The 13,255-nt window shown below is 71.4% G+C and carries 12 protein-coding genes; 6 read left to right on the top strand and 6 right to left on the bottom strand.

The window, feature by feature from the left end:
- Positions 1-2: 2 nt before the first annotated feature.
- The 3 genes from EZ242_RS10445 (at position 3) to EZ242_RS10435 (ending at position 5,134) form a co-directional block, all read left to right on the top strand.
- Entirely contained in the window at positions 3-1,421 is a 1,419-nt protein-coding gene (locus tag EZ242_RS10445) for an RAD55 family ATPase (protein WP_135285107.1), read from the top strand.
- An 18-nt stretch (positions 1,422-1,439) separates the two neighbouring features.
- Positions 1,440-1,832 carry a response regulator gene (locus tag EZ242_RS10440; protein ID WP_167784707.1) on the top strand — a complete coding sequence of 131 codons (393 nt, stop codon included), beginning with the start codon at positions 1,440-1,442 and terminating at the stop codon, positions 1,830-1,832.
- 83 nt (positions 1,833-1,915) lie between these two features.
- On the top strand, positions 1,916-5,134 hold the full coding sequence (locus tag EZ242_RS10435; RefSeq protein WP_135285105.1) for a 4Fe-4S dicluster domain-containing protein: 3,219 nt from the start codon (positions 1,916-1,918) through the stop codon (positions 5,132-5,134).
- A 26-nt stretch (positions 5,135-5,160) separates the two neighbouring features.
- On the opposite strand, the gene EZ242_RS10430 is transcribed toward EZ242_RS10435, so the two are convergent.
- Positions 5,161-5,529, bottom strand: a complete 369-nt coding sequence (locus tag EZ242_RS10430) for a dihydroneopterin aldolase (protein WP_135285104.1) — start codon at positions 5,527-5,529, stop codon at positions 5,161-5,163.
- A gap of 7 nt (positions 5,530-5,536) precedes the next feature.
- Entirely contained in the window at positions 5,537-6,310 is a 774-nt protein-coding gene (locus EZ242_RS10425) for an SDR family oxidoreductase (protein ID WP_135285103.1), read from the bottom strand.
- A 19-nt stretch (positions 6,311-6,329) separates the two neighbouring features.
- Here EZ242_RS10425 and EZ242_RS10420 point away from each other — a divergent pair, with 19 nt between their 5' ends.
- The 3 genes from EZ242_RS10420 to EZ242_RS10410 are packed head-to-tail and all read left to right on the top strand — an operon-like array spanning position 6,330 to position 8,556.
- Positions 6,330-7,430, top strand: coding sequence for a class I SAM-dependent methyltransferase (locus EZ242_RS10420; protein ID WP_240787048.1), 1,101 nt, complete (start codon positions 6,330-6,332; stop codon positions 7,428-7,430).
- Between the two features lie 3 nt (positions 7,431-7,433).
- On the top strand, positions 7,434-7,628 hold the full coding sequence (locus EZ242_RS10415; RefSeq protein ID WP_135285102.1) for a DUF2905 domain-containing protein: 195 nt from the start codon (positions 7,434-7,436) through the stop codon (positions 7,626-7,628).
- Between the two features lies 1 nt (position 7,629).
- A complete protein-coding gene (locus EZ242_RS10410; RefSeq protein ID WP_135285101.1) occupies positions 7,630-8,556 on the top strand; it encodes an ROK family protein in 927 nt (308 codons plus the stop codon).
- Positions 8,557-8,568: 12 nt separating this feature from the next.
- Here the strand turns inward: EZ242_RS10410 and EZ242_RS10405 are convergent, their stop codons facing one another.
- The 4 genes from EZ242_RS10405 to EZ242_RS10385 form a co-directional block, all read right to left on the bottom strand.
- Positions 8,569-9,792 (bottom strand): multifunctional CCA addition/repair protein, encoded by a 1,224-nt coding sequence (locus tag EZ242_RS10405; RefSeq protein ID WP_135285100.1) that lies wholly within the window; start codon positions 9,790-9,792, stop codon positions 8,569-8,571.
- A gap of 24 nt (positions 9,793-9,816) precedes the next feature.
- On the bottom strand, positions 9,817-10,509 hold the full coding sequence (locus EZ242_RS10400) for a glutathione S-transferase family protein (RefSeq protein WP_135285099.1): 693 nt from the start codon (positions 10,507-10,509) through the stop codon (positions 9,817-9,819).
- Between the two features lie 228 nt (positions 10,510-10,737).
- Positions 10,738-11,241 carry an MgtC/SapB family protein gene (locus tag EZ242_RS10390; protein ID WP_135285098.1) on the bottom strand — a complete coding sequence of 168 codons (504 nt, stop codon included), beginning with the start codon at positions 11,239-11,241 and terminating at the stop codon, positions 10,738-10,740.
- Between the two features lie 6 nt (positions 11,242-11,247).
- Positions 11,248-13,251, bottom strand: coding sequence for a lytic transglycosylase domain-containing protein (locus EZ242_RS10385; protein ID WP_135285097.1), 2,004 nt, complete (start codon positions 13,249-13,251; stop codon positions 11,248-11,250).
- Between the last annotated feature and the right edge of the window lie 4 nt (positions 13,252-13,255).

Genomic DNA, 13,255 nt, shown 5'->3' with positions numbered 1-13,255 from the left:
TCATGAGCACAGGACATCTGGCCCCGCTGCAGCGCGTCTCGAGCGGCATCGGCGGGCTCGACGAGATCACCGGCGGCGGCTTCCTGGAAGCGGGCGTCTACATCCTGCAGGGCGTGCCCGGGGCCGGCAAGACCATCCTGGCCAACCACATCGCCTACCGGCACGCCGCCGCGGGCGGCCACGTGGTGTACGTCACCCTGCTGGCCGAATCCCACGCACGGCTGCTGCAGCACATGCAGTCCTTCGAGTTCTTCGACGGCGCGGCGATTCCCGAACGGGTCTATTACGTCAGCGCCTTCAACGCGTTGCGCACCGAGGGCCTGGCGGGTGTGGTGCGGCTGCTGCACAGCGAGATGCGCGCGCGCCACGCGACCCTGCTGGTGCTGGACGGCCTGCTGCTGGCGGCCAGCGCGGCCGAGTCCGAGCAGTCGCTCAAGATCTTCGTCTCGGACGTGCAGGCCTACGCCACCCTGAGCGGCTGCACCGTCCTCATGCTCACGAGCGACGATGCCGACCGGCATGTCTCGGCCGAACAGACCATGGTCGACGGCATCCTGCTGCTGCGCGACCGGGCCGTCGGCCCGGTGCGCCAGCGCAACATCGAGGTCGTGAAGTTCCGCGGCAGCCGGACCCTGCGCGGCAACCACACCTTCCAGATCGGCCCGCAGGGCATCGTCATCTACCCCCGCCTGGAGGCGGCCAAACGCCAGTCGCCGGGTGCGGCCATCGTTCCCGTGGGTGTGTCCACCGGCGTCGCCGGGATCGACCGCATGCTGGACATCGGCGGCTTCCCCCAAGGGTGCGTGGCAGTCCTGGCTGGACCGTCGGGCAGCGGAAAGACCACGCTGGCCCTGCACTTCGCGGCGTGCTCCAGCGAGCGGGAGCGCGGGCTCTGGTTCAGCTTCTATGAGTCGCCCGAGCTGCTGCGCAGCATGGCCCAGCGCCTGAACCTGCGCGGTGCGCCGGCCCTGCACACGCCGGCCGTGCATTTCCTCTGGAACGCCCTGGGCGAGAGCTCGCTGGACGAGCTGGCCACCCGCCTGCTCGAAGGCGTGGCGGCGAAAGGCGCCAAGCGCGTGGTGGTGGACGGACTCGGCGCCTTCCTCACCGCGCCCGGTTTCGCCGAGCGCGGCGCGGCTTTCCTCGCCAGCCTCATGAACGAGCTGCGCCGCCTCGGCGCCACCACCGTGCTGACCATGGAGGAGCAGGAGCAGGCCTCGATGGTCCTGCCCGTGCAGATCACCACCTTGTCCGCGGTGGCGGACACCGTGCTGCGCCTGCGCCTGACCGAAGACCAGCAGGTGCGCCGCCACATGTGGGTCGGCAAGAGCCGCCTGGTGCGCTGCGACCTGCGCGTGCGCGAGCTGGCCCTGGGTGCGCAGGGCGTGGACGTGGTCGAGGCGCCGAGCCTGGCTTCCTAGCCGCTGCAAGGTAGTTCGGTGAGCAGCAAGCGCGTTCTCCTGGTCGATGACGAAATCTCCAACACCGAGGTGCTGGGGCTCGTGCTCGCACAGGAAGGCTACGAGGTGACGCTCTGCGGGGACGGCCGGCAGGCCCTGGCCGGGCTGTCGGCCGGCATGCCGGACCTGCTGATCACGGACTTCATGATGCCCCTGCTCAATGGCGCCGAGCTGGTCCAGGCCCTGCGCGAGTTGCCGGGAGGGCGCGACGTGCCCGTGGTCCTCATGAGCGGCGCCCCTGAATCGGCGCTGCGGACCTACGGCATCCATTACGAAGTCTTCCTGCGCAAGCCCTTCAGCCTGAGCGAGCTGCTGGACACCGTGCATCGCCTCCTGGACGGCCCGCGCCTGCAGCCGGCCGGCACGCGCTGAGGGCGCTCGCCGCAGGCGGCACAATCACCGGTTTGCCCCTCGCGCGGGCCGCGCAGCCCCGGGGGCCTTCAACAGCAGTACCGATGCGCCTTTTCTCCTATCGCGACCGCCCGGTCCACCTGGGCCCCTATCCCCTGGAGCGTCTCGCCCGCCAGCGCCCGCCCGCCCGGCTCGATGCTGTCGCCTCCATGCAGCCCCTGGCCTTCGACGCGGCCGATGCCGAGTCGCTGGTGCACGCGATCGCGCCCTACATGGCCATGTTCGACCTGGTCCGCGACGGCAGCCGCAATCCGCTGGCGGCCGAAGTCCCCGCCGACCCGCAGGAGCGCGCCCGCCACCTGAAGGCCGCCGGCTACTACTTCGACGCCTCCATGGTGGCCACCTGCGCGCTGCCGCACGAGGCGCTGCTCGCCACGCCGCTGCGCAATCCCCGCGTGATCGCCCTGGGCGAGGAACTGGAACGCAGCCAGCCCAAGAGCTTCGCCGCCGGCATGGACATGATCCTTTCCGACGTGATCGAGTCCGCCCGCACGCGCCACGGCCCCATCGACCACCACACGCACGCCGTGGTGCTGCTGGTCGAATACCCGCGCGATCCGCGCGCCGGCGAGCCCGGCTGCGACTGGCTCGCCGGCACGCAGGCCCACCGCGCGGCAGTGCTCGCCGCGCAGACCGCCGTGCTGCTGTCCACCTACCTGCGCATGCTCGGCTTCGAGGCGCGGGCCCACACCGCCACCTGCAGCGAACTGGACCTGAACCGCCTGGCGGTGGCCTCGGGCCTGGCTCTGCCCGACGGCAGCAACCCCTACGTCGGCCAGCGCTACGGCCTGGCCGCCGTGAGCACCACCTTCGCCATGGCGGCCGACGAGCCGCTGTCCACCGACCAGAACCGCTGGGCCAGCCATGGGCCGGCCTGGTGGCTGGGCCAGGGCACGCTCAAGAACGCCTTCAACCGCGAGGCCTACGCCACGCGCGACTTCAAGGACGGCGCCTATCCCTTCGAGACCCTCAAGCGCCGCGACGAACCCACCACCTTCATCGACCACGAGCGCGTGCCGCGCTTTCCCAAACGCGCGGACTTCTTCGCCCGCGCCCTCTTCGGCGACCTGGGCAAGCCGGTGCAGGACGGCGCGCGCAACGCGCACTACGTGATGAAGAGCCCCATCGGGGCCTGCGCGCGCCGTGCGCTGGGCGCCCTGCTGCTGCTGCAGTTCGGCGAGGCGCGCGGGCCGGTCTCGCCCAGCACGCAGGATGCGAAACGCAACGCCGAGAACCTCAAGGCCGCGGCCAACTACCTGGGCGTCGATGCCGTGGGCCTGTGCGGCGTGCCCGAATGGGCCTGGTACTCGCACGACGCGGGCGGCAACCCGCTGCCGGCCTATCACGCCAATGCGGTGAACCTGCTGATCGACCAGGGCCACGAGACCATGGAAGGCGCCAGCGGCGACGACTGGATCTCGGTGGCCCAGAGCATGCGCGCCTACCTGCGCTTCTCGCTCCTGGGCGGCATCCTGGCCGAGCAGATCCGCCGCCTGGGCTATTCGGCGCGGGTGCACTCGGTGCTGGACGGCGACGTGCTGCAGCCGCCGCTGCTGCTGCTCTCGGGCCTGGGCGAGGTCAGCCGCATCGGTGAGGTGATCCTCAACCCCTTCCTTGGCCCGCGCCTGAAAAGCGGCACGGTCACCACCGACATGCCGATGGCCTATGACAAGCCCATCGACTTCGGACTGCAACGCTTCTGCGAGGGCTGCAACAAGTGCGCCCGCGAGTGCCCGTCCGGCGCCATCACCGCCGGTCCGAAGCTCATGTACAACGGCTACGAGATCTGGAAGAGCGACGCCGAGAAATGCGCGCGCTACCGCATCACCAATGCCGCCGGCGGCATGTGCGGCCGCTGCATGAAGACCTGCCCCTGGAACCTGGAAGGCCTGCTGGCCGACGGCCTGTGGCGCCAGGTGGCGATGAAGGCGCCCTCGCTCGCCCCCGCGCTCGCGCGCCTGGACGACGCGCTGGACCGCGGCACCATCAACCCGGTCAAGACCTGGTGGTGGGACATCGAGCTGGACAAGAAGACCGGCCGCTACGTGCAGGCCGCGCAGACCAACCGCCGCGGCCTGCAGAAGGACCTGGACCTGCGCTACGAGGACCAGACCCTGGCCGTCTATCCGGCCGACCGCATGCCGCCGCCCTACCCCGTCGTGTTCCCCGTGGACCGCGAGGAGGGCATCGCGCGCTACCGCAGCCTGCTCACGCCCGAGCAGTACCAGGCCCGCGTCGCGGCCGGTGACACCGCGCAGCTCGCTCCCCCGTTCAAGATGCCCGAGGGCGAGGCGCCGGTCTTCCCGGTGGTGCTGAAACGCCGCGAGGAAATGGCCGAGGGCCTGGCGCGCTACGAATTCGCCTCGGCGGATGGCGGCGAACTGCCCGCCTTCGAAGCCGGCGCGCACGTGGACGTGGTGATCGCCCCGGAATTCCAGCGCGCCTACAGCCTCGCCGGGGACCCGGCCGACCGCAGCCGCTACGTGCTGGGCGTGCTGCGCGAGCCGCCCGAGACCGGCGGGCGCGGCGGCTCGGCGCTCATGCACCGGGCCTTTCGCGAGGGGCGGCGCGTGTTCGTCTCGCGCCCGGCCAACCACTTCCCGCTGCACGAGGACGCCACGCTGTCGCTGCTCTTCGCCGGCGGCATCGGCGTGACGCCCATGCTGGCCATGGCGCACCGCCTGCACGCCCTGGGCAAGCCCTTCGTCTTCCACTACAGCGCCGCGAGCCGCAAGAGCGCCGGCTTCCTGAAGGACCTGGCCGAAGCGCCCTGGCGCGAGCGCGTGCACTACCACTTCAAGGACGAGGGCCAGCGCGCCCAGCTTGCGGCGCTGATCCCCGACTACCCCGAGGGCGCACACCTCTACACCTGCGGCGCGGTGCGCTACATGGATGGCGTCTTCGAAGCCGCCGCCGCGCACGGCTGGCCCGAGGAGGCGCTGCACCGCGAGTACTTCAGCGTGCCCGAGGCGGACGCCTGGGTGAACCTGCCCTTCACGCTGCGCCTCGCGCGCTCGCAGCGCGAGCTGCAGGTGCCCGCGGACAGGAGCGCGACCGACGTGCTGGCCGACTGCGGCATCCGCATCGACGTCAAGTGCAGCGACGGCCTGTGCGGCGTCTGCGCCACCGCCTACGATGCGCCCGCTTCCGGTGAAGTGGAGCACCGCGACTTCGTGCTCAGTCGCAAGGAGCGCGAACACAAGGTGGTGCTGTGCTGCTCGCGGCCGAAGGCGGCCGGCGGCAGGCTCGTCGTGGACCTATAGGACGCCGAGCGGCCGGGCGGTGGCGCTCACCACTGCCCGGTCTCGACGCGGATCGCGACCTCGCAGTCGTCGAAGATCTCCAGCTTGGCGATGCGCACGCGCACGCCGATCACGCCCGGCAGCTGCATCAGCCGGTGCGCCACCTTGCCGATCAGGCTCTCCAGCAGGTTGACGTGCTCGGCGGTGCACTCGTCGATGATGATGGTGCGCACCTTGCGGTAGTCCAGCACGTGCAGGATATCGTCGTCGTGCGGCAGCAGGGGCTGGGTTCCCAGGTTCAGTTCGGCATCGACGGCGATGGGCTGCGGCGCGTTCTTCTCGTGGTCGAGGATGCCCAGGTTGGCGTCGAAGCGCAGCCCGGTGAGCGTGAGGATCTGGGTGCCGGCCTTGGTCATGGCGCCTTCACATCAGCGAGAAGTCGCGCTCGAACTTCATGAGGTGCTGGCCGCCGTCGACCAGCAGCGTGGTGCCGGTGATGGACTTGTTCTCCAGCGCGAAGCGCACCGCCGACACCACGTCGGCCGCGGTGGACGAGCGGCCCAGCGGCGAGAGGCGGTGCAGCTGCTGGAACTTCTCGTCGGAGAGCATGTGGCTCGTCAGCGTGAGTCCGGGCGCCACGCCCACCACGCGCAGCCGGGGCGCCAGCGCCATGGCCAGTACGGAGGTGGCCGCTTCCAGGGCGGCCTTGGAGAGCGTGTAGCTCAGGAAGTCGGGATTGAGGTTCCAGAGTTTCTGGTCCAGCAGGTTGACCACCACGCCCTCGCCGCCACGCTGCTGCAGGTGCGCGTGCAGCGCCTGCGCCAGCACCACCGGTGCGCCGGTGTTGGTCGCCATGTGCGCCTGCAGGCCGGCGTAGCCGAAGGAGGCGACCTCGTCATGCTCGAAGAGCGAGGCGCTGTTGACGACGGCATCGAGCCGGCCGAAGCGCTGGACCACCTGCGGCACCAGTGCGCGCGCCGCGGCTTCGTCGGCGAGGTCGGCCGGGAAGGCCTCGAACACCGCCTCGGCCCGCCCCTGTGCCGCGCAGTCCGACACCGTGCGCCGGGCCTCCTCGGCCGAGGCGCGGTAATGCACCGCCACCTGCCAGCCCGCCGCCGCCAGGCCCAGCGCCATCTCGCGCCCGAGGCGGCGGGCGCCGCCGGTGACGAGGACCACGGGCAGGCTGGAAGCGGTCATTGCGGGGGAGAATGCGGCGGTGACTTCCGACAACAAGACAAGCAGTGTAACGAGCGCCCTGGAGAAGCTGCTGCGCGCGGCCATCGACCGGGCCGGCGGGTGGCTGCCCTTCGACCGCTTCATGGCCCAGGCGCTGTATGCGCCGCGACTGGGCTACTACGCCAATGCCTCCCGCAAGTTCGGCCGCATGCCGGCCTCGGGCAGCGACTTCGTGACCGCGCCGGAGATGAGCCCGCTGTTCGGCCAGGCGCTGGCCGTGGCCGTGGCCGACGCCCTCGACGCAACGGGCTGTGACGAGGTGTGGGAGTTCGGCGCCGGCTCGGGCGCGCTGGCCGGGCAGGTGCTGCAGGCGCTGGGCCCGCGCGTGCGGCGCTACCACATCGTCGAGGTGTCCACCAGCCTGCGCGAGCGCCAGCGCGAGGCGCTCGCCGCCTTCGGCGACCGGGTGGCATGGGCGCTGGAGCTGCCCGAGCGCATGACCGGCGTCGTGCTGGGCAACGAGGTGCTGGACGCCATGCCCGTGAAGCTGCTGGCGCGCCTGGACGGCGCATGGCACGAGCGCGGCGTGCAGTGGAAGGGCGAGCGCTTCGCCTGGGCGGAGCGGCCCACCGAGCTGCGCCCCTCGCTGGATGTCGGCGGCACGCACGACTACCTGACCGAGATCCATCCGCACGCCGAGGCCTTCGTGCGCACGCTGGCCGACCGGCTGGAGCGCGGCGCGGCCTTCTTCATCGACTATGGCTTCCCGGAAGCCGAGTACTACCACCCGCAGCGCCACATGGGCACGCTGATGTGCCACCGCGCCCACCTCGCGGACACCGACCCGCTCGCGGATGTCGGCCACAAGGACATCACGGCGCACGTCAACTTCACCGCGCTGGCGCTGGCCGCGCAGGCGCAGGGCCTGGCCACCCTGGGCTACACCAGCCAGGGACGCTTCCTCATCAACTGCGGCATCGCCGAGCGCATGGCGCAGGCGCCACTGGCCGCCCGCGCCGACGCGCAGCGCCTGGTGGCGGAACACGAGATGGGCGAACTCTTCAAGGTCATCGCCTTCCACCGCGGACCCTTCTGGGATGCAATCGGTTTCAGGGCCGGCGACCGGACCCCTACACTCTGACCGATGATTCGCTGGGTCATCGTCATCTTCCTCGCCCTGATGCTGATCAGCTGGTTCACGCCGCTGCTGCAGCGCCTGGGCATGGGCCGCCTGCCGGGCGATTTCCGCTTCCGGCTGTTCGGCCGCGAGTGGTTCATCCCCCTCACCACCACGGTCATCCTCAGCATGGTGGCCGCGGCCATCAGCCGGATGCTCTGACATGCGCGCCTGCATCGACATCGGCGGGACCAAGGTCTCCGTGAGCCTGAACGACGCCGCGCGGCCCCTGGAGCTGCTGGCGACCCGCCACGAGCCCACCGCGCACAGCGGCCCGCCCGAGGCCGTGGCGCTGCAGTGCATCCGCATGGTGGATGAAGCCTGCGCCGAACTGCGCGTGGACCCCGCCGTGGTGCAGGCGGTCGGCGTCGCCGCGCCCGGCCCCTTCGTCATGCGCGGCGACTGCATCGAACTGGCCACGCCCAACATCTGCGGCGGCCTGCCCGGCTCGGGCCGCCAGCTGCCCAACGACTGGCGCACCGCGCCCATCGAGGCGCCGCTGCGCCGGCGCTTCACCCGCGTGCGGGTCGAGAACGACGCCGTCGCCGCCCTGGAAGCCGAGCGCCTCTGGGGCGCGCTGCAGGGCGTGGAGCACTGCGCCTACGTCACCTGGAGCACGGGCGTGGGCTGCGGCCTGTGCGTCGGCGGCAAGGTGCTGCGGGGCAAGAACGGCAATGCCGGCCACCTGGGCCATGCCTTCGTCTCGGACAACGACCAGGTCGTCTGCGGCTGCGGCAACGTGGGCGACCTGGAGGCGCTGGTGGGCGGCAATTCCCTGGAGCGCCGCCTGGGCGAGCCGGCCGCCGCCTTGTTCGCCCGCGCAGCACAGGGCGACGCGAAGGCCCTGGCGATGGTGGACGAGCTGTGCCGCGTGATGGGCCGCGCCCTCTACGACATCACGGCCATCCTGGACCTGCAGCGCATCAGCCTCGGCGGCCCGGTGTTCCTGATGAACCAGGCGCTGCTGCTGCCGCGCCTGTCCACCGAGCTGCACAGCCACCTGCCCTCCATGACCGAAGGCTGCGAACTGGTGCCCGCGGGCCTGGGCCGGCGCACGGGGGATTTCGGGGCGCTCGCCCTGGTCGGCTGATCGGCCGGGTCCTCAGAGCGCGGCAGCTTGCACTGCCGCGATGCGGGCGCGCTGCACCCATTCGCCGATGGCCGGCCCGCGGGCTCCGGCCGCTTCGGCCTGCGCGGCCAGCGTGCGGGTGTCCACCGACTGCGCGGCGGCGAGGGCACGCGACAGGCGTTCGCGCGCAGGATAGGGCCGCTCCTCGAAACCCAGGCGGCCGCGGGCATCGCATTCGCAGGCGAGCAGCACCTCGTCGAAGCGCTCGGGCTTGCGGAAGGCGTCGCAGCGCGCGAGAAGGCGCACCAGCGCCGCGGCACCGAACTCCTCGCTGCGGTGGATGTTGCCGTGTTCGCGCGCCACCACCTCGGCCAGCTCGCGGCAGTCGGTCGGAACGCGCAGGCGCGAGGCCACCTCGCGCAACAACTTCACGCTGCGCTCCTCGTGCCCCAGGTGACGCGGCAGCACCTCGGCCGGCGTGGTGCCCTTGCCCAGGTCGTGCACCAGGCAGGCGAAGCGCACGGCCAGCGGCGCCGCCAGGCGCGCGCTCATGTCCAGCACCAGCAGCAGGTGCGCGCCGGTGTCCACCTCCGGGTGGTACTCGGCGCGCTGCGGCACGCCCCAGAGGCGGTCCACCTCCGGCAGCAGGCGCGCCAGCGCACCGCACTCGCGCAGCACCTCCAGCATGCGCGAGGGCCGCTCCTCCATGAGCCCGCGCGCGAGCTCCTGCCACACGCGCTCGGGCACCAGGGCATCGACCTCGCCTTCGGCCACCATGCCGCGCATCAGCGACAACGTCTCCGGCGCGATGGAGAAGTCGTGGAAGCGCGCGGCGAAGCGGGCCAGGCGCAGGATGCGCACCGGGTCCTCGCGGAAGGCCTCGGTCACGTGACGCAGCACGCGCGCCTGCAGGTCGCGCTGGCCGCCGAAGGGATCGACGATGCGTCCGTCGTCGCCGCGCGCCATGGCGTTGACGGTCAAGTCGCGCCGCGCGAGGTCCTCCTCCAGGGTGACGCCCGGGTCGGCATGGAAGCTGAAGCCGTGGTAACCGCGCGCCGTCTTGCGCTCGGTACGTGCCAGCGCATGCTCCTCGCGCGTGTGCGGATGCAGGAAGACCGGGAAGTCCTTGCCCACCGGCAGGAAGCCGGCCTGGATCATCTCCTCGGGCGTGGCGCCGACCACGACCCAGTCGCGGTCGTTCACCGGCAGCCCCAGAAGCGCATCGCGCACGGCGCCGCCGACTTCGTAGATCTGCATGCGGGGGAGTGTAGCGAGGGGGGGCTAGCCCCTCCCCGTCCGATACGGCTCGTCGAAGGCCACGAAATCCTGCTCGCCCAGGGCCTCGTCGATCCAGGCGCGCACGGCAGGCAGCGCGCGCACGCGCGCCATGTAGGCCTCCGCCACCTCGGACACCGGCAGCGCGTAGGTGGTGATGCGCATGCACACCGGGGCGAAGAAGGCATCGGCGATGGAGAAGCGGCCGAACAGCATGCCCTCGGCGTGCGGGTGCTGGGCGAGCAGCTCGGTCCAGATGGCGACGATGCGCGCGATGTCCGCGCGCACCTGCGCCTGCTCGCGCCAGACCTGCGCGCCCGCTTCCGGCAGCAGGGCTTCGATGTTCATGGGGCAGTGATGGCGCAGGGCCGAGAAGCCCGAATGCATCTCGGCGCAGACGCTGCGCGCCCGGGCGCGGGCCCGCCCGTCCTGCGGCCACAGCTGCCTGGCCGGGAAGCGCTCGGCGACGTACTCGGCGATGGCCAGCGAGTCCCACACGGCGAAGTCCTCGTCGACCAGCACGGGGACGGTCTGGGCGGGGCTCACCTGCGCCAGCGCGGTCTTGAAGCGGGAGCCTTCGCCGAAGGAGTCGAAGCGCAGCATGACCTCCTCGAACTCGATGCCGGCCTGGCGCAGCAGCACGCCTGCGCGCATGGACCAGGACGAGTAGTTCTTGTTGCCGATGTAGAGCCTGAGCATGGGTGTCCCTCTCGTTGAACCGAGGGTCCATGCTAGGGCTCCACGGGGCGGCATTGATGCTGTCCGCTACGCCGATTGATGTCTGGCACGACACCGTGCGCTGGTCAGCGCCGGCCCACAAGGCCTCACGCCCGGGGTGCTGCACGAGTCGCTGGCCGTGCCGCCCACCACCCTGTCCTTCAACCTGAAGGGGTACGAAGGGGCATGCAGCGGGGCTGAGCGCCCGAGTCAGTCGCCGCGCTCCCCCGGGCTGCCGCCGCCCAGCCAGCGTTGCACGGGGCCTTCCAGGCGAAGAACGACGAGCGCCAGCAAGGCGCCGACGACGGCCAGGAGCTCATGGCCCAGGCCGGCGGTCAGGCCAATGGCGGTGGTCATCCACAAGCCCGCCGAGGTGGTGAGCCCCCGCACCTGCTCCGAGCTTTCGGACTTGAGGATCGCACCGGCACACAGGAAGCCGATGCCGGCGGCCACCCCCTGGATCACGCGCGACAGGGGCTCGGGATCGAAGTTGGAGCGCACGGCCATCAACACGAAGAGCGCCGCGCCCATGGACACCAGGATGTGCGTGCGCAGCCCCGCCGCCTTGTGCGCCCGCTCGCGCTCGAAGCCGAGCAGGGCCCCCAGCACGGCCGCCACGCCCAGGCGCACCAGCACGCGGGTGAGGTCCTCGATCTCGCGCAGGTCCGAGAACTCGGCGGCAATCGTGTCGAGGACGCGGCCCCAGGTGTCCATGCCGGTTCAGGGAAGGTCCGCGTTGGGCTGCGCCTGCGCTGGCTCGCGCGGGCCGACCTCTCCCAGCCGTGTCTTGATGGACTGCGGCTGGCCACTGAGGATCGCGGCGTACAGGGTGGTGTTGGCCAGCACCTTCTTGACGTAGTCGCGCGTCTCGTGGAAGGGAACGTTCTCGGCCCAGGCGGCCGCCTCCATCACCGGGCCGTTGCGCCAGGCACGGGGGCGGTTGGGACCGGCGTTGTAGGCCGCCGCGGCCAGCGGCAAGGAGCCGCTGAAATCGTCCAGCACCAGCTTCAGGTAGCCGGTGCCGATGGCGATGTTGGTGTCCCGCTCGTTGATCTGCTCGGGCCTGAAGCCGTTCATGCCCAGCTTGCGCGCGGTCCAGCGGGCGGTGGCCGGCATGACCTGCATCAGGCCCGACGCCCCCACGTGCGACTGGGCATTCATGATGAAGCGGCTTTCCTGGCGGATGAGGCCGTACACGTAGGCCGGGTCCAGGCCGATCTCGCCGGCGCGCTTGACCACGGCGTCGCGGAAGGGCATGGGAAAGCGCTGCGCCGCGTCGAAGACGCCGTCGGTGCGCTCGCTGGTGTTGATGCAGCGGTCCCAGACCTCGCGCTCGCAGGCGAGCTGCGCGGCCGCCAGCAAGGCGCGGTCGTCCATGCCGCCGGGCGTGTGCAGGGCCACGGTGTAGTTCCATTCGCGCACGCCTTCCGAGCGCAGGCCCAGCGCGATGGCCGCCAGCCCGCGCTGCAGCCCCGGATTGCGGCGCGCGGCCTCGCGTTCCGCATCCGTGAGCGGCGCGGGCGCCGCGGGCGGCGTGATGCCCATGCCCAGTTCCTCCATCGCGAGCTGCTCGTAGAAGCCGCGCGGCGAGGCGATGGACTGCAGCAGCAGGCGGCCCGCCGCCTGGTCCTCGTCGCGCCGGCCGGCCATCAGGGCCCGGGCGCGCCAGTAGATCCAGGTGCTGTCACGCTGCAGGCGCGGGTTCATGGCGTCGATGGCCTCCTGCACCTGCTTCCACTGCGGACCGCGCGCTGCGCGCAGGGCGGCGCGCACCTTCCAGGCGAGCATGTCGTCGGTGAGGTGCGCATCGCGCCCGACCTTGGCGTAATAGCCCAGCGCGTCGGAGGACAGGCGCTGCGCGGCCTCCTTGCCGAACTGGCCCCACAGCCAGTCGCGCTCCTCCGCGGTCAGCATGGGCTCCCACTTGGCGTCCAGGGCGCGGGCCGCGGCATCGACGTCGGTGTTGGCCTGCCGGATCAGGGCCAGGACCACCAGCTCCTTGTTCTTGCGCGTGACGGCGACGACCTTGCCGCCCAGGAAGCGCGCCGGGTTGGCATGGAGCTGCCGCAGCAGTCCCACGGAATCGGGCGCGACGATCTCCAGGGCCGCGGCGGCCGCCTGCAGGCGGTTGGCGTCCACGGCCAGCCGCGCCTTCTGCCAGGCGTCCAGGGGCGTGATGCGGGGACCGTCACGCCGGCTTTCGCTGAAGAGGTCGCGTGCGGCGGTGGTGCAGGCATCGTCGGCGTCGCGCTGCGCGTGCCAGCGACGGCGCACCTCGTCCACCAGCTCCGGCGTGGCGCCCTGGCGAAGCTGCTGCACCAGCAGGGCGTAGCAGCGCACCTGGCCGTCGTCGTTCATGCGAAAGCGAGGGAGCTCGTCGGCGAAGGTGGACCAGTCGCGCCGCTGTCCGAGCAGCAGCAGCCAGTCGTTGCGCAGGCGGTCTTCCTGGTAGGTGCCGGCCCAGCGGGCGAGGAAGTCGCGGATCTCCTGCGGCTGCGCCGTGTCCAGGCGGGCGCGCAGCTCCCAGTAGGCGGCCCAGGGTTCGAGCACGTGGCCGCGGGCCTGCGGCAGCAGTTCGACGAGGCGGCTTGCGCGGTTCTGGCGGAAGGCCTGCTGCATCTCCAGGAGGACCTCGTCGCCGGCCGGGGCGGCGGGGCGCGCCTGGGCCTGCACCGAACAGGCGAAAGCGGCCGTGATCAGTGTCAGAATCGTTCGAAACTTCATCAGG

It is taken from the genome of Ramlibacter rhizophilus (genome assembly GCF_004681965.1).
GTDB lineage: Bacteria > Pseudomonadota > Gammaproteobacteria > Burkholderiales > Burkholderiaceae_C > Ramlibacter > Ramlibacter rhizophilus.
Note: the sequence above shows the minus strand (reverse complement) of the source record. Positions and strands in the feature narration are given on the sequence as shown.

What these genes read in the sequence shown, in the direction of transcription:
- EZ242_RS10435 (WP_135285105.1), top strand. Translation starts at nt 1,916, where the DNA reads ATGCGCCTTTTCTCCTATCGCGACCGCCCGGTCCACCTGGGCCCCTAT.
- EZ242_RS10400 (WP_135285099.1), bottom strand. Translation starts at nt 10,509, where the DNA reads ATGCTCAGGCTCTACATCGGCAACAAGAACTACTCGTCCTGGTCCATG.
- EZ242_RS10445 (WP_135285107.1), top strand. Translation starts at nt 3, where the DNA reads ATGAGCACAGGACATCTGGCCCCGCTGCAGCGCGTCTCGAGCGGCATC.
- EZ242_RS10415 (WP_135285102.1), top strand. Translation starts at nt 7,434, where the DNA reads ATGATTCGCTGGGTCATCGTCATCTTCCTCGCCCTGATGCTGATCAGC.
- EZ242_RS10430 (WP_135285104.1), bottom strand. Translation starts at nt 5,529, where the DNA reads ATGACCAAGGCCGGCACCCAGATCCTCACGCTCACCGGGCTGCGCTTC.
- EZ242_RS10410 (WP_135285101.1), top strand. Translation starts at nt 7,630, where the DNA reads ATGCGCGCCTGCATCGACATCGGCGGGACCAAGGTCTCCGTGAGCCTG.
- EZ242_RS10390 (WP_135285098.1), bottom strand. Translation starts at nt 11,241, where the DNA reads ATGGACACCTGGGGCCGCGTCCTCGACACGATTGCCGCCGAGTTCTCG.
- EZ242_RS10385 (WP_135285097.1), bottom strand. Translation starts at nt 13,251, where the DNA reads ATGAAGTTTCGAACGATTCTGACACTGATCACGGCCGCTTTCGCCTGT.
- EZ242_RS10405 (WP_135285100.1), bottom strand. Translation starts at nt 9,792, where the DNA reads ATGCAGATCTACGAAGTCGGCGGCGCCGTGCGCGATGCGCTTCTGGGG.
- EZ242_RS10425 (WP_135285103.1), bottom strand. Translation starts at nt 6,310, where the DNA reads ATGACCGCTTCCAGCCTGCCCGTGGTCCTCGTCACCGGCGGCGCCCGC.